Source organism: Dyella silvatica, assembly GCF_026283955.1.
Classification (GTDB): Bacteria; Pseudomonadota; Gammaproteobacteria; order Xanthomonadales; family Rhodanobacteraceae; genus Dyella_C; species Dyella_C silvatica.
The window spans coordinates 1-21,781 of record NZ_JAPDPE010000032.1 but is presented as its reverse complement, the minus strand read 5'-3'; the positions used below and the strand labels follow the sequence as shown (position 1 = coordinate 21,781).

At 60.4% G+C, this 21,781-nt stretch carries 18 protein-coding genes; 1 reads left to right on the top strand and 17 read right to left on the bottom strand.

Translation table 11 applies throughout. The annotated features are described in order from the left end of the window. Positions 1 to 138: 138 nt before the first annotated feature. The 12 genes from OUZ52_RS08580 to OUZ52_RS08525 all read right to left on the bottom strand — a co-directional run bounded on the left by OUZ52_RS08580 (position 139) and on the right by OUZ52_RS08525 (position 13,940). Positions 139 to 2,397, bottom strand: a complete 2,259-nt coding sequence (locus OUZ52_RS08580) for a carboxy terminal-processing peptidase (RefSeq protein ID WP_266157973.1) — start codon at positions 2,395 to 2,397, stop codon at positions 139 to 141. Between the two features lie 8 nt (positions 2,398 to 2,405). After that, positions 2,406 to 3,416 (bottom strand): lipoyl synthase, encoded by a 1,011-nt coding sequence (gene lipA / locus OUZ52_RS08575; protein ID WP_266157972.1) that lies wholly within the window; start codon positions 3,414 to 3,416, stop codon positions 2,406 to 2,408. 8 nt (positions 3,417 to 3,424) lie between these two features. Then, complete coding sequence (gene lipB / locus OUZ52_RS08570) at positions 3,425 to 4,141, bottom strand: lipoyl(octanoyl) transferase LipB (RefSeq protein ID WP_266157971.1); 717 nt, start codon at positions 4,139 to 4,141, stop codon at positions 3,425 to 3,427. Between the two features lie 121 nt (positions 4,142 to 4,262). Next, on the bottom strand, positions 4,263 to 4,559 hold the full coding sequence (locus OUZ52_RS08565; RefSeq protein ID WP_425493821.1) for a DUF493 family protein: 297 nt from the start codon (positions 4,557 to 4,559) through the stop codon (positions 4,263 to 4,265). Between the two features lie 10 nt (positions 4,560 to 4,569). Further along, positions 4,570 to 5,799 carry a D-alanyl-D-alanine carboxypeptidase family protein gene (locus OUZ52_RS08560; protein ID WP_266157970.1) on the bottom strand — a complete coding sequence of 410 codons (1,230 nt, stop codon included), beginning with the start codon at positions 5,797 to 5,799 and terminating at the stop codon, positions 4,570 to 4,572. A 117-nt stretch (positions 5,800 to 5,916) separates the two neighbouring features. Then, positions 5,917 to 6,942, bottom strand: coding sequence for a septal ring lytic transglycosylase RlpA family protein (locus OUZ52_RS08555; RefSeq protein ID WP_266157969.1), 1,026 nt, complete (start codon positions 6,940 to 6,942; stop codon positions 5,917 to 5,919). Continuing rightward, complete coding sequence (mltB, locus tag OUZ52_RS08550; RefSeq protein WP_266157968.1) at positions 6,939 to 7,949, bottom strand: lytic murein transglycosylase B; 1,011 nt, start codon at positions 7,947 to 7,949, stop codon at positions 6,939 to 6,941. The genes OUZ52_RS08555 and mltB overlap by 4 nt, the downstream gene beginning before the upstream one ends. A 169-nt stretch (positions 7,950 to 8,118) precedes the next feature. Then, positions 8,119 to 9,234 (bottom strand): rod shape-determining protein RodA, encoded by a 1,116-nt coding sequence (gene rodA, locus OUZ52_RS08545; protein WP_266157967.1) that lies wholly within the window; start codon positions 9,232 to 9,234, stop codon positions 8,119 to 8,121. Then, positions 9,231 to 11,231: a penicillin-binding protein 2 gene (gene mrdA / locus OUZ52_RS08540; RefSeq protein ID WP_266157966.1), complete on the bottom strand. Its 2,001-nt coding sequence runs from the start codon at positions 11,229 to 11,231 to the stop codon at positions 9,231 to 9,233. Before mrdA ends, rodA begins: the two co-directional genes overlap by 4 nt. A gap of 23 nt (positions 11,232 to 11,254) precedes the next feature. After that, positions 11,255 to 11,758 carry a rod shape-determining protein MreD gene (gene mreD, locus OUZ52_RS08535; protein WP_266157965.1) on the bottom strand — a complete coding sequence of 168 codons (504 nt, stop codon included), beginning with the start codon at positions 11,756 to 11,758 and terminating at the stop codon, positions 11,255 to 11,257. Further along, positions 11,755 to 12,738: a rod shape-determining protein MreC gene (gene mreC, locus OUZ52_RS08530; protein ID WP_266157964.1), complete on the bottom strand. Its 984-nt coding sequence runs from the start codon at positions 12,736 to 12,738 to the stop codon at positions 11,755 to 11,757. The genes mreD and mreC overlap by 4 nt, the downstream gene beginning before the upstream one ends. A 149-nt stretch (positions 12,739 to 12,887) precedes the next feature. Further along, a complete protein-coding gene (locus OUZ52_RS08525; RefSeq protein ID WP_114844237.1) occupies positions 12,888 to 13,940 on the bottom strand; it encodes a rod shape-determining protein in 1,053 nt (350 codons plus the stop codon). A gap of 274 nt (positions 13,941 to 14,214) precedes the next feature. On the opposite strand from OUZ52_RS08525, the gene OUZ52_RS08520 reads away from it, so the two are divergent. Then, positions 14,215 to 15,150 carry a carbohydrate kinase family protein gene (locus tag OUZ52_RS08520; protein ID WP_266157963.1) on the top strand — a complete coding sequence of 312 codons (936 nt, stop codon included), beginning with the start codon at positions 14,215 to 14,217 and terminating at the stop codon, positions 15,148 to 15,150. A 112-nt stretch (positions 15,151 to 15,262) separates the two neighbouring features. Here OUZ52_RS08520 and glpK read toward each other — a convergent pair whose 3' ends face one another. From glpK to OUZ52_RS08495, 5 genes are all read right to left on the bottom strand, one after another. Beyond that, a complete protein-coding gene (glpK, locus tag OUZ52_RS08515) occupies positions 15,263 to 16,762 on the bottom strand; it encodes a glycerol kinase GlpK (RefSeq protein WP_266157962.1) in 1,500 nt (499 codons plus the stop codon). Between the two features lie 85 nt (positions 16,763 to 16,847). Next, positions 16,848 to 17,690 carry an MIP/aquaporin family protein gene (locus tag OUZ52_RS08510; protein ID WP_266157961.1) on the bottom strand — a complete coding sequence of 281 codons (843 nt, stop codon included), beginning with the start codon at positions 17,688 to 17,690 and terminating at the stop codon, positions 16,848 to 16,850. A gap of 264 nt (positions 17,691 to 17,954) precedes the next feature. Continuing rightward, the gene (gene glpD, locus OUZ52_RS08505; RefSeq protein ID WP_266157960.1) at positions 17,955 to 19,472 is read right to left on the bottom strand and encodes a glycerol-3-phosphate dehydrogenase; all 1,518 of its coding nucleotides are present in this window, start codon (positions 19,470 to 19,472) and stop codon (positions 17,955 to 17,957) included. Positions 19,473 to 19,686: 214 nt separating this feature from the next. Then, on the bottom strand, positions 19,687 to 20,463 hold the full coding sequence (locus tag OUZ52_RS08500) for a DeoR/GlpR family DNA-binding transcription regulator (RefSeq protein WP_266157959.1): 777 nt from the start codon (positions 20,461 to 20,463) through the stop codon (positions 19,687 to 19,689). Positions 20,464 to 20,759: 296 nt separating this feature from the next. Beyond that, positions 20,760 to 21,326: a TIGR00645 family protein gene (locus OUZ52_RS08495; RefSeq protein WP_266157958.1), complete on the bottom strand. Its 567-nt coding sequence runs from the start codon at positions 21,324 to 21,326 to the stop codon at positions 20,760 to 20,762. Positions 21,327 to 21,781 lie beyond the last annotated feature (455 nt).

Sequence of the window (21,781 nt, the reverse complement as noted above, 5' to 3'; positions counted from 1 at the left end):
AGAGGGGGTTGCACGGCCTCTTATGTACGCGCGATGCCGTGACAAGTCCATCGCGCCCGGCCCGCCGCATGACCTGAGAGACCCGCACAAAAAAACGGCGCCGTAGCGCCGTTTCTTGATTGCGTGAGAAGCCTGAACTTAATGCGCGGTAGGGCTGGCCGGTGCCGGCGCAGCAGGCGTTGCGGCTACCGTCGCGGTGGACGAGAACTTGCCGCCGTAGGGCAACACTTCGGCCGCCAGCTTCGGATCGGCCTTGATCAGGCCAACGGCATCGAACATCACATGTGCCGCTTCTTGCACTTGTGGGTCCTTGGCTTTCTTGGCGTCCTTCTCTTGCTGGATCTCCGCCTTCAGGCTGCGCTCGTTCGGGTTGAGGCCGTCGTCGAGGCTGTCCTGATTTTCATCGGCGACCGCCGTGCCGCCGTCGATGGTTTTATGACGGGCACGGAAATCAGCCTGCAAGGCGTCCATCTGCTTGCGCTCGGTTTCGCGCTGGGCAAAGTTCAGCGAGATCGAGGTCTTGTCGCGCATTTTGCGGTACTGCGCCAATTCGTCGAGCATCAGCTTCCAAGCCGGCGATTTGGCGGTGCGGGCCTCGTGGCTGCTCTGCAATTGCGGCAGATAAGCCTTGAGGTCGGCTACCGGCTTGTACGTGGCTGGCGCGATCTGCGTCCACGGCAAGGCGTTGTCGTAGGTGGATTCGCCGAAATCCTTCTCGTCGCCGTTCAACGGGAACTGGATATCGGGAGTCACGCCCTTGAGCTGGGTCGAACCGCCGTTGATGCGGAAGAACTCGGCAATAGTCATCTTCAGCTCGCCGAACTGCGGCTTCTCGCTATTGCCGCGGGTGAAGCGATCCAGATCGACCAGATTCTGCACGGTGCCTTTGCCAAACGACGGCTGGCCGATGATCAGACCACGACCCCAGTCTTGAATCGCTGCCGCGAAAATCTCCGACGCCGAGGCCGAACCGCGATTGATCAGCACCGCCAACGGGCCGCTCCAGGTCATACCAGGGGTGTCATCGCCTTGCACATCGACCTGGCCGCGGGCGTCACGCACCTGCACCACCGGCCCCTTGTCGATAAACAAACCGGTGAGCGAGTTGGCTTCGACCAGCGAGCCGCCGCCGTCGTTGCGCAGATCCATCACTACGCCTTCGACACCGGCAGCCTTCAACTCTTCCAGCAGCTTGGCGACATCGCGGGTGGCGCTTCTGAAGTTTTTGTCGCCTTCGCGACGCGCACCGAAATCGGAATAAAAAGCCGGTAGTTCGATCACGCCGATCTTGCGGCTGACGTTGCCATCCTTGATTTCGACGATGCGCTTCTTGGCCGCCTGTTCTTCGATATTGACCTTCTGGCGCACCATGGAAATCGTTTCGTGCTTGCCATCGACGCCGGCGTCGGCTGGCAAGATCTCCAGGCGCACCGTGGTGTCTTTCTTGCCGCGGATCTTCTTGACCACGTCATCGACGCGCCAACCGATCACATCGACCAAGGCACCGTCGGCGCCCTGGCCGATTGCCACAATGCGGTCGCCAACGTGGATCTTGCCGGACTTGGCGGCCGGGCCGGCCGGAACCACTTCACGCACGACGATGTATTCGTCGCGCTGCTGCAGCACGGCGCCGATGCCTTCCAGCGAGAGCTTCATCGAGATATCAAAGTTCTCGGCGGCGCGTGGGCCGAGGTAGTCGGTATGCGGGTCGGTGGATTCGGCGTATGCATTCATGAAGGTCTGGAAGGCGTCTTCGCTGTCCAGCTGCCTTACCCGCTCAATATAACCGGCGTAGCGCTTGTCCAGCGTCTTGCGGATATCATCGTCACCTTTGCCGGCGAGCTTCAAGCGCAACCAGTCGTTCTTGGTGCGCTTGCGCCACAGATCATCGAGCTCGGCGGCGTCTTTGGGCCAGCTGGCCTTCTTGCGATCGTAGACGTAGCTATCGTCGGTCGAAAAATCGAAGCCCTGCTTGAGCAGGCCACGCGCAAAAGTCATGCGCTCGACCGCCCGCTGGACATACAGATTGAACACCGAGAACGGGCCGGATAAATCTTTACTCCAGATCGCATTGTCGAACTGCGTTTTCAGCGGCTCGAACTTGGCCATGTCGACCTGGGTGAAAAACACCTTCTCGGCATCCAGACCATCGAAATAGGCCTTGTAGATCTTGGCCGACATCGCGTCGTCCAGCGGCTGCGAGTCGTAGTGAAAACGAGTGAGGAAGCGCGCCGACAACTGGGCCGCCTCTAACTGATTGGTGGAGGGCTTTAACGGCAGCGCAGAGGCTTTGCGCGGCGCTTCATCACCGCTCACGGCATCTGCCGGGGTTTGCGCGTGAGCGGCACCGGCGATGGTGAAGGCAAGCAGCAGGGCTAGCGTGGGACGAAGTTTCATGAGGCCTCTCAGGCTTGCTCAGTGACGCCGGCTGCATGGGCTTGCAGGTCGGCATGATAGGAGGAACGAACCAACGGACCGGAAGCGACATGGTTAAAGCCCATGGCCTCGCCTGCCTCGCGCAGCGCGTCGAATTCTTCAGGTGTCCAATAGCGCACGACCGGGTGATGGTGTGGCGTGGGCTGCAGGTACTGGCCGATGGTAATCATGTCGACGTCATGGGCACGTAAATCGCGCATGGTCTCCAGCACCTGATCCATGGTTTCGCCGAGACCGAGCATGATGCCGGACTTGGTCGGCACCTCGGGATGCTGCGCCTTGAAACGCTTCAGCAGATCCAGCGACCACTGGTAGTCGGCACCCGGGCGCACTTCGCGATAAAGATGCGGCACGGTTTCCAGATTGTGGTTAAACACATCCGGTGGGAAATCCTTGAGGACTTCCAGCGCGCGATCCATGCGGCCCTTGCCGCGGAAGTCGGGGGTGAGGATTTCGATCTTGATCGTCGGGCTGGCGTGACGCACGGCACGAATGCACGAAGCGAAATGCTCGGCACCGCCGTCGCGCAAGTCGTCGCGGTCCACCGAGGTAATCACCACATAGCGCAGGCGCATGTCGCGGATGGTCTCGGCCAGGCGCGCCGGTTCCAGCGCATCCGGCGGTGCCGGGCGGCCATGCGCCACATCGCAGAACGAGCAGCGACGGGTACATACCTCGCCAAGAATCATGAAGGTGGCGGTGCCCTTGCTAAAGCACTCGTGGATGTTCGGGCATGACGCCTCTTCGCATACCGTCACCAGCGCGTTTTCGCGCAAGCGCGCCTTCAACTGCTGTACGGCATTGCCTTGCGGCAACCGCACGCGGATCCAGCTCGGCTTGCGCAGGGTCGGCACGGCGGTGTCGAAGCCGGCCCGGTTCAGCGCAATTTTGTCGTTGCCCAGCTGTTTCTCAACCGCGGGCGTACCAGCGACGACGCTGATCGGAATGACCTTGGACGGGGATGCAGAGGTATCGCTCATGGACCAGCCTAGACCGCTGCGTGAGCGGGGAGTTCAGAAGGGAATTCGGGAATCACAGGCGCGGCCAGCTCGGCATCGAAACCGAACTGGCGGCAAAACTCGGCCGCGAGTACGTCTTCGACGTCCGCCAGCCGCGACGGACCGCCCAAGTCTAGCACTTGGGTGACCGCCAAACCCTTGTAACCGCAGGGATTGATGCGGTGATAAGGCTCCAGGTCCATGTTCACGTTAAAGGCCAGGCCGTGAAAGCTGCAACCACGCCGCACCCGCAGCCCTAACGCCCCCACCTTGGCGCCACCGACATAGACCCCGGGCGCGCCTTGTAGCCGCTCGGCACCGATATTCCAGTGCTCCAGGGTATCGATCAGGACCTGCTCGATCCGGTTGACCAGCTCACGTACGCCCAGGCCGGCCCGGCGCAAGTCGATCAGCGGATAGGCCACGATCTGGCCAGGGCCGTGGTACGTCACCTGGCCGCCGCGATCCACCGGCACCACCGGAATATCGCCCGGCATCAAGACGTGCTCCATCTTGCCTGCCTGGCCCAGGGTGAACACGGGGTCGTGTTCGAGCAGCCAGAGTTCGTCGGCGGTATCCGCATCGCGGCGATTGGTGAAATCGCTCATCGCCTTCCACGTCACCTCATAGGGCTGACGCCCCAGGCGGCGGATTTTCAACGGCCGCGCAGCTGCATGGGCGGTCGGAAGCGGGAAATCGGCGGTCACGAGGCGGGCATCGGCGTTGGCATGATCTTGCACAATTGGGGTCGCAAGTGGGCGTCGCAAGTACCCGACGCCGCACCTTTGGCGATGACGATGACCGACCCGCTTGTCCGCATGCGCTGTCTCACATCGTGTAGCGAATGTCCGGATCCGCCCGCAGCGCGACATGCGCGGCGTCGTATTCTTCACGGGTTTCGCAGTGGAAGCTCACCGTCACCGAGACGAAGTTTCCTTCTTTCGAATGGCGGTGCTTTACGGTTTCGTGCAGCACCCGCACACCGATGCCGGTGAGGATTTTCGGCACCAGCACCGTCAGCTCGGCGCTGGCGTTACCCATGGCGGTAATTTCGAATTCACCGGGAAACTGAAAGCCCTGGCCTTCCTTTTTCGCCGCATCGATCGAATCAAGATCACGCATCATCCAACCTCCGTCACTTCGTTTCAGGCTTCTTGTCGCTATGGAACCACAGCATGATGCTGTCCCACAGACGCGAGAAGAAACCGCCCTGCGGCGCTTCGACCTGGGCGATCAGCGGCACGTTCTGCACCGGCTGGCCGTCCAGGGTGATGCGCAGCGTACCCACCTGCTGACCCTTGGTGAACGGGGCGATCAGCGTGGCCGGGATATCCATGGTGGCCTTGAGCTTGTCGTATTCGCCGCGCTTGACCGTGACTAGCACGTCGTCGGCAACGCCGATCGGCAACTGGTTGTCCTTGCCCTTCCACAGACGCGGCGTAGCCAACGGCTTGCTCGCCTCATACAGCTTGTGCGTCTCGTAGAAACGGAAGCCGTAGTTCATCAGTGCCAGCGCGGCATCGGCACGAGCTTTCTCGCCGGAAGAGCCCATCACGATGGCGATCATGCGCGAGTCGCCCTGCTTGGCCGACGCTGCCAGGCAATAGCCTGCCGCCGCGGTATGGCCGGTCTTGATGCCATCGACGCTCTGGTCGCGCCATAGCAACAGGTTGCGATTGTGCTGCTTGATGCCGTTCCACTCGAAGTCCTTGACCGCGGAAATCGCGTAGTCCTCGGGGAAATCATGAATCAGCGCGCGCGACAGAATCGCGATATCCCGCGCCGTGGTGTAGTGATTGGCGATCGGGTAGCCGGAGGCGTTCTGGAAGTTCGAATTGACCATGCCCAACTGCTTGGCATAGGCGTTCATCAGGTTGGCAAACGCCGACTCGGAGCCTGCGGTGTGTTCGGCCAGCGCAATGGCGGCATCGTTGCCGGACTGGACAATCAGGCCGAACAACAGGTCTTTCAGCGGCACCTGGCTATTGAGCTTGAGGAAGCTGGTGGAGCCATCGGTGCCGGCACCGCCGCCGCGCCAAGCGTTTTCGCTGATGGTGACCGGATCGGTCATGTGGATCTTGCCGTTGCCGATCTCGGCGGAGACCACGTAGTCGGTCATCACCTTGGTGATCGAGGCCGGCTCGAGCCGCACGTCAGGATCTTTCGACGCGAGAATCTGGCCGGTGGCGTAATCCATCAGCACCCAGCTTTTGCCATCGACATCCGGCGGCGGCGGTACCGGCGCTTCGGGCATCACCGGGCGTGGCACGGCCACGGGTTTGGGCGGGGTCTGCTGGGCAAAGGCGACGCCGGCGACCAGGGCGGCGACGGCAAATGAGGAGAGGGTGCGGCGAAGTAGGCTCATCGTTCGGTTCAATCCAATCTTTTGTATGGTCGGCACCCGATGCGCCGCCATGAATTAGGCGAAATCCGGGCAAGTTATCCAGGGACTTGCAGCGAATATCGCCAGTGATGCAGTGCGTTAGTCTACCGCGACCTGCGGCCGCGGCAGTCCCATACCTTCGATCTGCGTGGTTACCTGGTCGGCACGATCGACGTCGCTAAGCGGCCCAACCCGCACCCGGCGCACATTACGGCCGTTGATCTGAGCATCGACCACCTGTACCGGAGCAAACTTGGCGTCGCGCAGCTGTTGCGCCACCCGTTCCGCGTTGGCGTTATCGGTGAAGGCGCCCACCTGCAGATAAATGCCCGGGGGCGCGGTTATACCTGGGTTGGTTGTATTGGCCGCAATCACCGCTGGCGAGGGCGCTGTCGGCACGGATGAAGGTGGTGATGGCGGCAGAGGCGGCGGCGATGCGGGCGGTAACGGCAACGCGGGCTGTGGCGGCGATGTCGCAGGCGGCAAGTCTTGTACCGGCTCGCCTGGAGTAATCGCGCGGACCTCGACCAGGCCAGTGCCCTTGGGCCAGACGCCGATCTTGACGGCGGCCGCATAGGACAGATCGATCAGGCGGTTTTCGTGAAACGGGCCGCGATCGTTGATGCGCACGATGACGCTTTTGCCGTTCTCCAGGTTGGTCACCCGCGCATAGCTGGGCAATGGCAGCGTCTTGTGGGCGGCGGAGAACTGGTACATGTCGTAGTCCTCCAGGCTGGAGGTTTTGTAGCCATGAAACTTATTGCCGTAGAACGACGCGATACCGCGCTCCACATAGCCGTTTGCGCTGGGCAGTACCCGGTAGCTCTGGCCCAGTACGGAATACGGCGACTTGTTGCCATATAGCGCCCGTGGCTCCGCCTTGGGTGTCGGCTCGACCAATTTGCTCAGATCCGGCGGCGGGCCACCCGGCACGCTGTCACTGTTATCGCGATAACGGCTGCCCTGAGATTTGCTGACGTCGTCATAGACGCCGCCACGACGCGAGCTGCCGGAGTAACTGCCTCGCACCGTGCTGCCGCCCTTGCTGGGGCGCGGCTTGCTGCCGCTGCAGCCGGCAAGCAGCAGCAATGCCGCCAATATCGGCAGCACCAGGCGCCACCTCATGGCGTGGCGTCCGCCCGGCGCACGTCGCTGGCGATCGCCTCGGCCAGTTGATGCACGGCCAACGCATATAGCGGACTACGGTTGTAGCGCGTGATGACGTAAAAATTCTGGAAGGTGATCCAGTATTCCGTGCCGCTCTCCCCTTCCAGCGATTGCAAGCTGCTGGGCAGGTTCGGGTCCAGCGGCTGCAAGGGTGTATAGCCCCAGGCCTTGAGCTGTTCCACCGACCATTGCGGCTGAGAATCCTTGACCGTAATCAGCTTGGCCAGATGATCGGGCTGCGCGCGCGCCACCACCGGGCCACCCGTGACCCAGCCGTTCTTGCTGAAGTAATTGGCCACGCTGGCGAGAATGTCCGGCAGCGAGTTCAACATATCGATATGGCCGTCACCGTCTTCGTCCACGCCAAAATCGCGGATGCTCGACGGCATGAACTGGCCCCAGCCCTGCGCACCGGCGTAAGAGCCGGTCAAGCTATTGAGCGGCCCAGCCAGATGGTTGTCCGGCAAGCTCAACAGCACCTTCAGCTGGTCGCGGAAATACGACGCCCGTGGCGGGTAGTACAGGCCCAGCGTGACCAGCGCGTCGAGCACTTTGTATTTGCCCGGCATGCGGCCATACGAGGTTTCAACACCGATGATCGCTACCAGGTATTCCGGCGCCACGCCGTACTGCTGCCCAATACGCTCGATCAACGCGCGATGGGCGCGATAAAAGGCCACGCCGTCTTCGATGCGCTTGTCATTGAAAAAGATCGGGCGGTAATCCTTCCAGGCCTTGCCTTCGGCAGGCCGGCTGATCGCATCCAGAATGCTTTGCTGCTTTTTGGCGCGATTGAGCAGCGCGTTCAGCACGGCGGGATCTTTGCCGGTTTCTTGTGCGACCTCATTGACCAGCTGCGCCTGCCCCGGATGGACCTGGGCTCGTACGGGCGACCACGCGACGCTGAGCAAAAGACCTAGCGTGAGGAGCAAGGGCGAACGGCGCAGCGCGGACATCAAGGTCATGGAGTGCTTCACTTCCAGGGGTTTCACTTAGGAATAACTGAGAGTCATCGGCAGCCTAGCACGCGAATCTGCGCGATTCAGGCCAGCAGGCTGGCGAACGACGGCGCAGGTATTCGAGCATGCTTCGCCCGCGTTTGAACGATTCGCGCGTGCGTGATTCATGCCTGACTCATTCATGGATTTTGCGATTGGCGTGAATCGACATCAACACACCAAAACCCGTCAGCAGCGAGACCGCCGAGGTGCCGCCATAGCTGATCAGCGGCATCGGCACGCCAACGACCGGGAGCATGCCGGCAACCATGCCGCCGTTGACGAAAACGTAGACGAAAAAGCTCATGCCGATCGCCCCAGCCAGTAGCCGCGAGTAAGTGTCGCGCGCCTCCATCGCGATCCACAGACAGCGACCGATGATGAAAGCGTAAAGCAGCATGATGCCGATAACGCCCATCAGTCCGAACTCTTCGGAAAACACCGCAAAAATGAAGTCGGTGGTGTGCTCCGGCAGGAAGTCCAGCCGCGACTGCGTGCCGTGCTGCCAGCCCTTGCCAAAGGTGCCGCCCGAGCCGACCGCGATCTGCGACTGAATGATGTGCCAGCCATTGCCAAGCGGGTCGGATTCGGGGTCGAGCAAGGTGCGCACACGGTTGCGCTGGTATTCGTGCAAAAAGTGCCAGGCGACGGGAATCATGCCGCCAACGGCACCCAGCAAGGCACCGATTTTCCACCAGCACATGCCCGATAAAAACAACGCAAAGGCGCCCGCCGCGGCAACCAGCAACGCAGTACCGAGATCCGGCTGTTCGGCGATCAAGCCGGCTGGGATAGCAATCAACACGCCGACTACGACGACGTCTTTCCAACTCGGTGGCAGCTGACGCGGGTGCAGATACCAGGCCACCATCATCGGCATGGTCAGCTTAAGCAGCTCGGAGGGCTGGAAGCGCATCACACCCAGGTCGAGCCAGCGATACGCTCCGCGCCCCTCGCCAAGCAGCGCCACGACCACCAGCAACGCGGTGCTACCGGCATAAAGCCAAGGCGTCCAGGTGCGTAACACCGGCGGCGGAATGCGCGAAATCACCAGCATCAACATGGCGCCAAGCGCAAAGCGCCCCGCCTGGCCAGCAACCAGGGACATGTGGCTGTCGCCCGCACTGTAAAGCGTGAGCAAACCAACCATGGCCAGCACGAACAATCCGCCCGCCAGCGGCAGGTCGATCCGCGGCCGGATCATCACGCGCTTGAAAAAGCGCTGCATGCGTATGTAATACGTGTCGATCATGGGTTCGCCCCGCTCGAAGACGGTATCGCTGGGATGTCGTCGCTGTCGGAGTTATCCATCGGCGGCTCGATCGTCGGCCCGATTACTTCCGACGGATCAGCAACCGGGCTCGCCGGAGTGGCCGTAGGCGGTGGACTCACCGGCAAGGTGCCACCTTGTTGAACCACCCACGCATCGAGAATCTTGCGCACGATCGGGCCAGCGTCCTGAGCACCCCAGGCACCAGACTCCAACAAGGCGGCAACCGCAATCTTGGGATCTTCCGCCGGGGTATAGGCCACGAACCAGGCTCGATGACGACTGGCCAGATAGGCGTTGTTGCGGCGCTCGTCATAGGCGTTGGTGGTGCGCGAGTAGCGCTCGGCGGTACCGCTCTTGCCGGCGATCGCATAGGGAAACCCGATGCCCACGTTCTTGCCGGTACCGGGCCCGGTCATCACCGCCAGCATGCCTTGGTTGACCGCCGCCCAATCACCCGGCTTTTGAATCAACGAGGGTCCCGTGGGCGGATTGGCCAAGGGCTCGGGCGGGCTGTCTACACCGCTTTGCGTCGCCATGACCACGCGCGGGGCATAAGGCGTGCCGTGGCCGGCAAAGGTCGCAATCGCGTGGGACAGCTGCATCGGCGTTACTGCCCAGTAGCCTTGTCCAATGCCGGAAATTACCGTTTCACCGGGGAACCAGGGCTGTTTATAGCGCCCGGCCTTCCATTCACGCGAGGGCAGTACGCCGGATACTTCGCCGACTAGATCGACACCGGTTGGACGGCCAAATGAAAACTTGCTCATAAAGCTGCTGAGCCGGTCGATGCCAAGATCCAGCGCCAATCGATAGAAATAAGTGTTGGTCGACAACTGGATCGCACGCACCATATTCACGGTGCCGTCACCGCCACGCCGGTCATCGCGATAACAACGGGTTTGTCCGGGTATGCAGAACTCGCCGGTGGACAATACGGTGTCCTCCGGCCGCCGCACACCATATTCGAGGCCGCCAAGCGCCAGCAACGGCTTGACGGTGGAGCCAGGCGGATACACCCCGCGCAGGGCGCGGTTGTACAGCGGCTTGTCTTCGGCCGTGGTCAACGCGCTGTAATCGGCGTGGGTGATGCCGTTGACGAACAAGTTCGGATCAAAGCTGGGCACGCTAACCATCGCCAGCACCTGACCGTTACGCGGATCGATCGCCACCGCCGCACCCGGACGGTTGTCGAAAGCCTCTTCGGCGGCCTTTTGCACGCGTATATCGATGCTCAAGTACAGGTTTTTGCCGGGTACCGGCGGATGCCTCTCGAGCACACGCTGGGTTTGCCCATCGGCGTTAACCTCTACCAGCTCGTAACCCGGCGTGCCGTGCAGCACATCCTCGTAAGAGCGCTCCAGACCGCTGCGGCCGACATGACTAGTGCCCTTGTAACGCACCGGATCGAGCCGCTCCAAATCGTCAGCATCGATCCGGCCGACATAGCCCACGACATGGGCGAAATGCGCGCCATAGGGATAGCGCCGGGTCAGGTAGGGCACCACGTCGACACCCGGAAAACGCCAGCGATTCACCGCAAAACGATCGATTTCGTCTTCGGTGAGACGCAATTTCAGCGGCACGCTTTCGAAACGGCGGCTCTGCTTGAGCTGCTTTTTGAAAGCATCGATATCGTCGCTGCCGATCGGCACCACGGCGCCGATTTCCGCCAGCAACGCGGACATGTCGGGCACTTGCTCGGGAACCACTTCCAAGCGAAACGCCGGCACGTTGTCGGCCAATAACACGCCGCTACGGTCGTAGATCAAGCCGCGCGCGGGCGGAATCGCCCGCGGCTTGACGCGATTGTTCTCCGAACGCACCACGAACTCGTCGTGGTGCAGCACCTGCAAATACACAAATCGCGTCACCAAGGCCGTCAGCCCGAGCAAGATCAGCACGAACCCGACCAGCGCACGGCGCCGGAACAGCGCAGTTTCGCTCCGTGAGTCCTTGATCGAGCGTCGATTAAGCATGGTCGTGGATGATTCGCCGGGGGCTATCGGGTGGGGCTACGGGAGTGGGCTACTGAATGCATGCGCAAATCGTCGAGCAGCAAGAACACAAACGGCCACAGCAAGGCACCGACAAAGGGCGAAATCCACCAGCTTGCAGACGGCAGCGACTCGCCGGCAAACGTGCGCACGACCAATTGCAGCACGCGGTCATTCAGCAGCAGCACCAGCACCGCCGCGGCTTGCTGCCACATCGGGAAAAATCGCAAGCGCGAGCGGAAACGCAACACGATGAATACCAGCGCGCATAGGCGCAAAGCCTGCTCGCCCAACAATTGGCCGTCGAGCAGATCCGCGCACAGCCCCACGGCGAAGGCCACACCCAGGGTAATGCGGTCGCCGGATTCGATCGTCCAATACAGCAAGATCAAGGCCGGCCAATACGGTTTGAACGACTGCAATACGGCAGGCAACGGCACCAGCATCGACAATAGGCCGAATGCCAGCGTGCCGCTGACCCATAACAAGCTCAGACGATGCCGATTCATGGCTGCACCGCCGCCGCAGGAGTGGCTGGACTGGCTACCGACGTACTCACCGGCGGCGACGCACTGCTACTGCCAGATACCGGCGCCAGAGCCGCCGGCGGCCCGGCCGGTGTCGACGGTGGCGGCGGCCCGGCGGGCTCGGCCTGATCATGCAGCAGTAAGACGTCTTCGCTGCGATCGATATCTGCAGTGGGACGCGCACGCGCCTCCAGGAACATACCTGACGCGGACTGCCCGACCGAACGGACCTCGCCGACCGGAAAACCAGGCGGAAAACGCCCACCCAGGCCGGAGGTCAGCAACTTGTCACCCGCTTTCACATCAGCCGCCATCGGGACATTCGGCAGACTCAATTGACCACCATCACGCGAACCGAAGGCTACCGTGCGCAAGCCGGTGCGTTCGACCACCACGGGCACGGCATGATTGGGGTCGGTCACCAGCATCACCACCGAGGTTGTTGGCAGCACTTCAACGATCGGACCGATCACGCCATGCGCGTCGATGACCACCTGGCCCTGCTTGATCCCATCGCGATCGCCGCGATTGAGCACCAGGCGGTGACTTGCCTGGCCCATGTCCATACCGATCACCCGTGCCAGCTGCACGTTCAACTCAAGGCTGCGCTGGGTATCGAGCAGCTCTTTCAATCGCTGATTCTGCTCCGCCACCGCGGCCATGCGATTGAGCTTGGCGTTGGCTAGCAACAGATCTTCGCGCAGACGCTGGTTTTGCTCGGTCAGCAATTTGCGGTCGGCGAAGGCCACACTGAGGGTACGCATGCCCGCCGACGGCAGGCCTGCAAGGCGATAGACCGGCTCCACCACGATGGCGGCGTTATAGCGCAGCCGCCACAGCCAGCCGTTGCGATGGTCAAGCACCATCAACACCATCGCCAGTGCGAGATAGAAGATCAGCCGCAGCGTACCCGCCACGGAACCGGCGAACAGGGGCGAATTTTCCTCGCGCGCAAGCGCCATGAAACGAGCCTTTCAGCAAAACGAGCGCGCCGCGCCCATGGAAACCTCAACTAGGCAAGCCTGCGCGACATCATTGAATGCCTTCTTCAAGTCGAGATCCGGCGGGTGCCGAATCTCGCGTCGGAGAGCAAGCCGGAACGATGGGCTTACTAGCCTGACTCAGAAGCGAAGAAATCGCCGCCATGCAGATCGATCAACTCCAACGCCTTGCCGCCACCGCGCGCCACGCACGTCAGCGGCTCATCCGCTACCTGCACGTGCAAGCCGGTTTCCTCGGAGATCAAGCGATCGAGGTCACGCAGCAAAGCGCCGCCGCCGGTCAATACGATGCCGCGCTCGGCAACGTCGGAGCACAGCTCCGGCGGTGTTTGTTCGAGGGCTGCGCGTACCGCCGCAACAATGCCCGACAGCGGCTCGTGCAGCGCTTCCAGTACTTCATTCGAATTGATGGTGAACATGCGCGGCACGCCTTCGGCCAAATTGCGGCCGGAGATTTCGATTTCGCGCACATCGGTCTGCGGAAAAGCACAACCGACTTCCATCTTGATCCGCTCGGCGGTGGATTCACCAATCAAGGTGCCGTGATTACGGCGTACGTAATTGATGATGGCCTCGTCGAAACGGTCGCCGCCGATGCGCACCGACTGCGAGTAGACGATGCCGTTCAAGGAGATCACCGCCACCTCGGAGGTGCCGCCACCGATATCCAGCACCATCGAGCCGCGCGCCTCGTGAACCGGAATGCCCGCGCCAATCGCCGCGGCCATCGGCTCTTCGATCAAATACACGTCACGCGCGCCGGCGCCTTCGGCCGACTCTTTGATGGCGCGGCGCTCGACCTGGGTCGAGCCGCACGGCACACAGACCAGCACGCGCGGGCTCGGCCGCAGAAAACGCGAACGATGCACTTGCTTGATGAAGTGCTGCAGCATGGCTTCGGTCATCGAGAAATTGGCGATCACGCCGTCTTTCATTGGACGCACCGTGGCGATATTGCCCGGTGTGCGCCCCAACATGCGCTTGGCATCGGTACCGACAGCAGCCACCGCGCGCGGACCGCCGGGGCCGCGATCCTGACGGATCGCCACCACTGAGGGCTCGTTCAAGACGATGCCCTGCCCACGTACATAAATCAGCGTATTGGCCGTGCCAAGATCGATGGAAATGTCATTGGAGAAGTACCCACGAAACTTCTTGAACATTGAGTCCGCCGTGCATCGGCTTGGTTAAAAAGTAAGCGGATCAGTCTAGTCAGGCCAGCCCTTGCACGCAAGAATATTCTCGTTAAGAAAGCCTTGTACTACACGGTGATATGCGAGTTTCCTGCTTTATGAATCAAGCTTCAGCTCGCCCCGGCAGTCGTCACCGCCCCGAGATAACGGTAAGATCAGCAGCTTTGGCCGAGATCGTCGATTCGGCTTTGGCTCAGCCGTTCACGCGCTGCCTGTTCACTTGCCCTGGGAACATCCACTAACCATGTCTGCCGTCATCTGCGGTTCGCTTGCCTACGACACCATCATGGTCTTCCAGGACCAGTTCAAGAATCACATCCTGCCCGATCAGGTGCACATTCTGAACGTGTCCTTCCTGGTTCCCCGGATGCGCCGTGAATTCGGTGGTTGCGCCGGCAATATCGCTTATAACCTGCGGCTGCTTGGTGCCGATCCGTTGCCAGTGGCCGCGGTGGGCCAGGATTTCGCCCCCTATCGGCAGCATCTGCAAGATTGCGGCATCCGCATGGATTACGTGCGCGTGTACGACGAGCAGTTCACCCCGCAATGCTTCATCACCACCGACCTGGACAACAACCAGATCACGGCTTTTCACCCCGGAGCCATGTCCAGTGCCCATGAAAACCATGTGCGCGACATCCCGGAGATCACTTTCGGCATCGTCGCCCCGGATAGCCGTGACGCCATGCTGCAGCATGTGAGCGAGTTCGCTGCCCGCGGCGTACCCTTTATTTTCGACCCGGGCCAGGCGATGCCCTTGTTCAGCGGTGAAGAATTCCGCTCGATGATCGAGCAGTCGACCTACGTCATCGTCAACGACTACGAGTCGCAGTTGCTGCAGTCGCGTACGGAATGGACCGCCGAGGAAATCGCCGGGCGCGTGAAGGCGTATATCGTCACCCAGGGCCCGCGCGGCTCCACCATCTACACCAACGGCGAAGCACTGCAAATTCCTGCGGCACGCGAGCGCCAGGTGGTCGATCCCACCGGCTGCGGCGATGCTTATCGCGCCGGCCTGATCCTGGGCATCATGCAGGGCAAGGATTGGGCGACGGTCGGCCGCATGGCCTCGCTGATGGGCGCGCTGAAAGTCGAGCATCCGGGCACGCAGAACCAGCGGTTTACCCATGCCGAGTTCGCTGCCGAGTTCAAAGAGCAATTCGGTTACGCGCTGGACTAAAGCGAGCTGCACATTCGGCCTGCTTCTGGAGGCTGAAAAGAAAAAGGGGCGACGCGACAGCGAAGCCCCTTTTTTATGCCCGTCTACGGCGGCTATGGAGTGACTCGCCTGATCAGGCGATCTTGAAGCCCATCGTTGCCTGTACGGCCTGCTGCCAACCCGCATACAAGGCCTCGCGAGTGGCTTCTGGCATGACCGGTTCAAAGCGGCGATCCACCGCCCACTGCCGCGAAATTTCTTCCCGGCTCGACCAGAAGCCGGTGGCCAGCCCCGCCAGATACGCCGCGCCCAACGCCGTCGTTTCCGGCACCTGCGGACGCAGCACCGGCACGTTGAGAATGTCGCTCTGGAACTGCGCCATGAAGTCGTTGGCGATAGCACCGCCATCGGCACGCAGCTCTTTGAGCGGCAAGCCGGCATCGGCCTCCATCGCGGCGAGTACGTCACGCGTCTGGTAGGCCATGGACTCCAAGGCCGCACGCACAAAATGTTCTTTGCTCGTGCCGCGCGTCAGCCCGAAAACAGCGCCGCGCACATCACTGCGCCAATAGGGTGCGCCCAGGCCGACAAAGGCCGGCACGATGTAAACCCCTTCGTTGGAGCCCGCGCGCTCAGCATACGATTGCGAATCGCTGGCCTTACCCAGCATACGCAAGCCATCGCGCAGCCATTGAATCACCGAGCCGGCGACAAAGATGCTGCCTTCCAGCGCGTACTCGACCTTGCCATCCAGGCCCCAGGCGATCGTGGTGAGCAATCCATTTTTAGAATGGACGGCTTTATCGCCGGTATTCATCAGCATGAAGCAGCCGGTACCGTAGGTGTTCTTGGCCATCCCAGGTTCGAAACAGGCCTGTCCGAACAAGGCCGCTTGCTGATCGCCGGCCACGCCGGCAATAGGCACTTCGAGCCCGAAGAAATACTGCGGCAAGGTGTGTCCGTAGACCTCACTACTGGAGCGCACTTCCGGCAACATCGCCGCCGGCACATCGAGCATCTTCAGCAGCTCATCGTCCCAGCGCTGCGCATGGATGTCGTACATCAGCGTGCGCGAGGCATTGGTGTAGTCGGTGATATGAGCCTTGCCGCCTGTGAGATTCCAGATTAACCAGGTATCGATGGTGCCGAAGAGCAATTCGCCACGCTTGGCACGATCACGCGCGCCTTCGACATGGTCGAGTATCCACTTCACCTTGGTACCTGAAAAATAGGCGTCAATCAGTAAGCCGGTTTTTTCCCGCACCATCGGATCGTAACCGTCAGCCTTGAGCTGGTCGCAGATCTCACGAGTCTGCCGTGACTGCCACACGATGGCGTTATAGATCGGCTGCCCGGTGCTTTTGTCCCAGACCACCGCGGTTTCACGCTGATTAGTAATGCCGATGCCGGCAATCGCCGAGGCGTCGACCTGGGCATTGTTCATCACCTCGGTGACGGTGGTCAGCACACTGGTCAGAATCTCCCGCGGGTTATGCTCCACCCAGCCCGGCTGCGGAAATATCTGGCCAAACTCGCGCTGTGCCATACCGGCAATGCGACCTGCTCGATCAAACAAAATGGCACGCGAACTGGTGGTGCCTTGATCAATGGCGAGAATGTATTGCTTGTCCAAGATAATCTCCTTCCGCAGGGTTAGCCCTGACTAGGTTCAACCGCCGCGGCCGTCACTGGGTCGCCATGGCGGACACGGTGATGGTTTATTTATTGGGATCTGAAGTAAGCGCGCTAGCACCTTCCATGCGCAGCTTGTCCAACGCGCGCATCCGCGCTGGCAGAAACGGATAGATCAGCCATTGATAAGCCGCCGCACCGACCACACCGCCGATCAGTGGGCCGACGATGGGGATCCACCAGTAGTTGCCAGGCGACGGCAACGCAGAGGCGCCCCAACCGGCGAAATAGGCGAACAGACGCGGCCCGAAATCACGTGCCGGGTTGATCGCCCAGGCCTCCAGATAACCCATTGACGCACCGATCAAGGCGACCAGGAAACCGATCATCAGCGCGCCGGAATTAGCCGTGGGCGCCGCTTCGTTGTATTGCTCGGTGATCGCGAAAATACCAAATACCAAGAACGCGGTAAGAATGATCTGATCCAGCAAGGCATGCATCGGCGTAATCGCCAAACCAGGATGGGTAAAGAACACGCCTGCCGCGCCGCCGCCCACACGAGTCAATTGATGGGTCTCGTTGAAATGATCGATGACCGGCCCGAACAACACATAGACCAGTGCCGCCCCGAGAAAGGCTCCGATCACCTGCGCTACCCAATAAGGCAGTACTTTTTTCCACGAAAAGCCGCGGAACATGGCCAAGGCCAAGGTCACTGCCGGATTGGCATGGGTTCCTGACACCGAACCGGTGACATAGATCGCGATGGTCACACTCAAGCCCCAGGCGATGCACACGCCCCAGTAGGCGTTTTGGTATGGGCTGGGGTCATACAACACATACATGCAGGCGACCGAGTCGCCGAACGCGATGATGATGAAGATGGCGATCGCTTCGGAAATCAGTTCACCGAGAAATTGACGGCTCATGCGACCTTCTCCCGGTGCAACGGCACCATTCCCAGCGGCCATGCCGCTAACGCTTCACATCGTGGATCTGTGCACACCGACATGCCCGCTACCTCCCTTGATGGAACCTCATGGCACGACTGCATGGCCATGCCTCGCTGTCATTGTTATGGCCGATGCTTTGGCATTGATACCTCAGCGTTCACCCTGACGGCCCAGGGCCAAGTGAACCTACCGCACAGACCTGAGCTCATAATCCCCACTCAGGTTTACTTTCAAAAGCCTTCAAAATGTAGCGTTACGGCGACGTTCGTCAGCCTTCGATTCGGCCATATAGGCGGCCAATCGCGCAACACCTTCAGCAGGCAATCGCAAGCCCAACTTGCTACGTCGCCACAGAACATCTTCCGCCACCACCGCCCATTCGTGATGACGCAGATAATCCACTTCGACGCGGTACAAACCGGCGCCAAAGTGCTCGCCCAGGTCTTCCAGCCGAGTGGCATTGCCAAGTAATAGCTGGCTGCGCGTGCCGTAGCTGTGAATCAATCGCCAGGCTAGCTCGGTCGGCAGCCAGGGATGGCTGGCTTCGAATTCGGTCAGCAGGTGCGCCGTATCGCTTTGCTCGCCGCCAGGCAGCGGCTGGCCTTTGGCTGTCCATGCCGGCGCGGTCGAATCGAGCAGCGGCGCTAGTCGATCCACGGCCTCTTCGGCCAGCTTGCGAAAGGTCGTCAGCTTGCCACCGAATATATTAAGCAGCGGCGCCCCCTTCTGATCGAGCTCTAGCAGGTAATCGCGCGTCACCTCGGAAGCGTTGCCGTGCTCGTCGCCCAGCAAGGGACGTACGCCGCTATAGCTCCACACCACGTCCGCAGGCGTAATGCTGCGCTTGAAATAACGGTTGGCTGCGTCGCACAGATAGGTAGTTTCTGCCTGCTCGATATGCGGTGCAGCCGGGTCATCGAGATATTCGACGTCGGTGGTGCCGACCAGGGTGAAGTCGCGTTCGTAGGGAATGGCGAACACGATGCGCCGATCGGGTTGCTGAAAAATGTAAGCGTATGGATGCTCGAACATCCGTGGGACGACGATGTGGCTGCCCTTGACCAGACGCAGCGCGTGATCATGGCCGATGCCAGCCACTTCATCGAGAAAGCGTACTGCCCATGGCCCAGTGGCGTTCACCAGCGCACGTGCCGTCACGGTTCTGGACTCACCGTCGGCGCCTTGCAACTCGACTTGCCAGCCTTCTGCCGTTCGTAGCGCGCTCTGGCAGCGCGTGCGTGGCAGGATTTGCGCACCTCGCGCGGCGGCGTCCATCGCATTGAGCACGACTAGTCGCGCATCTTGCACCCAGGCGTCGGAATAAACGAAGCCTGTGCTGAATTCATCGCGCAGTGGTTTGCCGACGGCATGCTGGCGGAACTTGATCCGCCGCGATCCCGGCAATGTACGACGGCCACGTCCGAGATGGTCATACAGAAACAGCCCAATGCGAATCATCCAGGCTGGACGCAAATGCGGCTGGTGCGGCAAGACGAAACGCAGCGGCCAGATGATATGTGGCGCAGCGCGCAACAACACTTCGCGCTCGGCCAGTGCCTTGCCCACCAGGGCAAATTCGAATTGCTCCAGGTAGCGCAGGCCGCCATGAATCAACTTGGTGCTAGCGCTTGAGGTATGTGCAGCCAGATCGTGCTGTTCGCACAGCAACACCGAAAGACCACGGCCCACCGCATCGCGCGCAATACCTACGCCATTGATGCCGCCACCAACCACCAGTAAATCGACCTGCTCCGTCATCATCAACTCCAGCACGCAGACGGGGGAAACAACCGGTAAAGCAGGCGGCGCCGCTCCATTCATGACGGCAAAGGCTACCTAGGCTTGATTTGGTTCACCTTGCGAAAGCGCGCGAATAAGAAAATTGAGTTCCTTGCTGTGCCATTTCCCTCAGGATTTTGATCATATACGAACATTTTCGAACATCAACGCTGCACTGCAGCGAATCTTCCGGCTAAGGTGCGGGGGCCACGTGAACGCTGGTACCCGCCTGGGACAGCGCTTCTTGCAGATCCACCGGGGGCTCTCGATCAGTAAACCAGGCGTTCACGCGCGAAATCGGCCCAAGCCGGACGAGTGCATTACGCCCTAGCTTGCTGTGATCGGCGGCCAAATAGACTTGCCTCGAATGCTCGATGATCGCCTGGGTAACACGAACCTCCCGGTAGTCGAAATCCAGCAAGGTGCCATCCATGTCGATGCCGGAGATGCCGATGATGCCGAAGTCCACCTTGAACTGACGGATCAGCTCGATCGTGGCCTCACCCGTTACGCCGTGATCACGGCCACGTACGACGCCGCCGGCGACAATCACTTCGAAGGTCGGGTTGTCGCTCATCATGATGGCGACATTGAGGTTGTTGGTAATCACCCGCAAGCCGGTGTGCTGCATCAAGGCACGCGCGACGTCTTCGTTGGTCGTGCCGAGATTGATAAAAAGCGAGGCCTGATCGGGAACATGCCGGGCAAGCAAATGAGCGATCCGCTGCTTTTCGGCCTGCTGCAGCCCTTGTCGCGCGGTATAGGCCAGGTTCTCCACGCTGGATGGCAGGCTCACTCCGCCGTGATAACGGCGCAACAAACCAGCGTCGCAAAGCACTCCTAAATCGCGCCGAATGGTTTGCGGTGTAACGTCGAAGCGCTCCGCCAGAATCTCAACCGTCAAAAAGCCCTCTCGTCGCACCAAGGCGACGATTTCCTCCTGCCGGCGATTGAGCATCGTGTCCGTCATCATTGTTCCATCCTGCAAACACGGAGGCGATGATGCCGGTTCCCCCCCCCTCTTGTCATGCAAGAGCGCCTCAGACGTTAGGCCGCCCACTATCTAAGAGCTGCGAGGCACGGCAGTCCGCGCTGATCTTTATATTCAGCCAGATGCCGGCTAATGGCATGGTTTTGTATCTAAGGGCCATTCTTGGACTTAAAGAAGACTCATGACAAATAAGCCCCGATCTCTATCGCTCGATTGGGGCTTATCGATATCCATCGGGCTTAGTTGAAACAGTTGGTGTCGAGTCTTGCGTCCATTCAATGCGCAGCCGCGTGCTTGCTCAGCGGCTGGGTCAGCCTGTCGATATAAGCCAGTGCGACAGCCGAGACCACAAAGGTCAGGTGCAGCAGGATCTGCCACATGATGGTTTGATTGCCCATGCCATCGGCTTTTATAAACGTGGCCAGCAAATGAATCGACGAGATGCCGATGATGGCCATGGCCAGTTTCACTTTAAGCACCGTCGCATTGACGTGGGACAACCACTCCGGCTGATCTGGATGTCCATCCAGTTTCAAGCGTGAAACAAAGGTCTCGTAACCACCGACGATCACCATCACCAGCAGATTGGAAATCATCACCACATCGATCAGCCCAAGTACCGTAAGCATGATGGTGGTTTCAGCACTTTCGCCACCGGCAGTGGCGTCGATACCGTTATGGAACAGCGTAGTGATCAACAAATGCCACAACTCGCGCACAAACTGCACTACGTAAATACCCTGCGCGACGATTAATCCCAGATAGAGCGGAAGCTGCAGCCAACGCGAAGAAAAGATCAGATAAGAAAGCGGACTTAGGCGGCTCTTCACTGGAGTCGTCATATCGAGATGTTTTGGAATGGAGGCCAATTTTATCAGTGAACGTAAGATATTACGTCACCCGATATCAATCAAAGCCAAGGCGATCAAGAAGGCGCCTAAATCCATGGTCTATGAACTGATATCGATCGCCGATATCCCTCCGGATGGAGCGCGGCTGAGTTGACCGAGCCTGAGCAAAGCCCTTGCGAGAAAACACCAATAGAAGTGTTACGGACGCCAATCGTCGATGAGCAACATGGGCATCTCATTGAGCCGTGTGATGAGCCAGGTACGATGGTCGGTCGGTCAGCGAATCATCGGAAGCCGCGGCGTGTGGGCATGCGAGCGGCAAGGCCACGGAGGTGAGCGTTGGCGGGAGTTGTTGTACGAGTTGTAGGAGCCCGTAAAAAGAACAACCCCCGTAGCATTCGCTACGGGGGTTGGGGATAAAGCCCCTGGCGGTGACCTACTCTTGC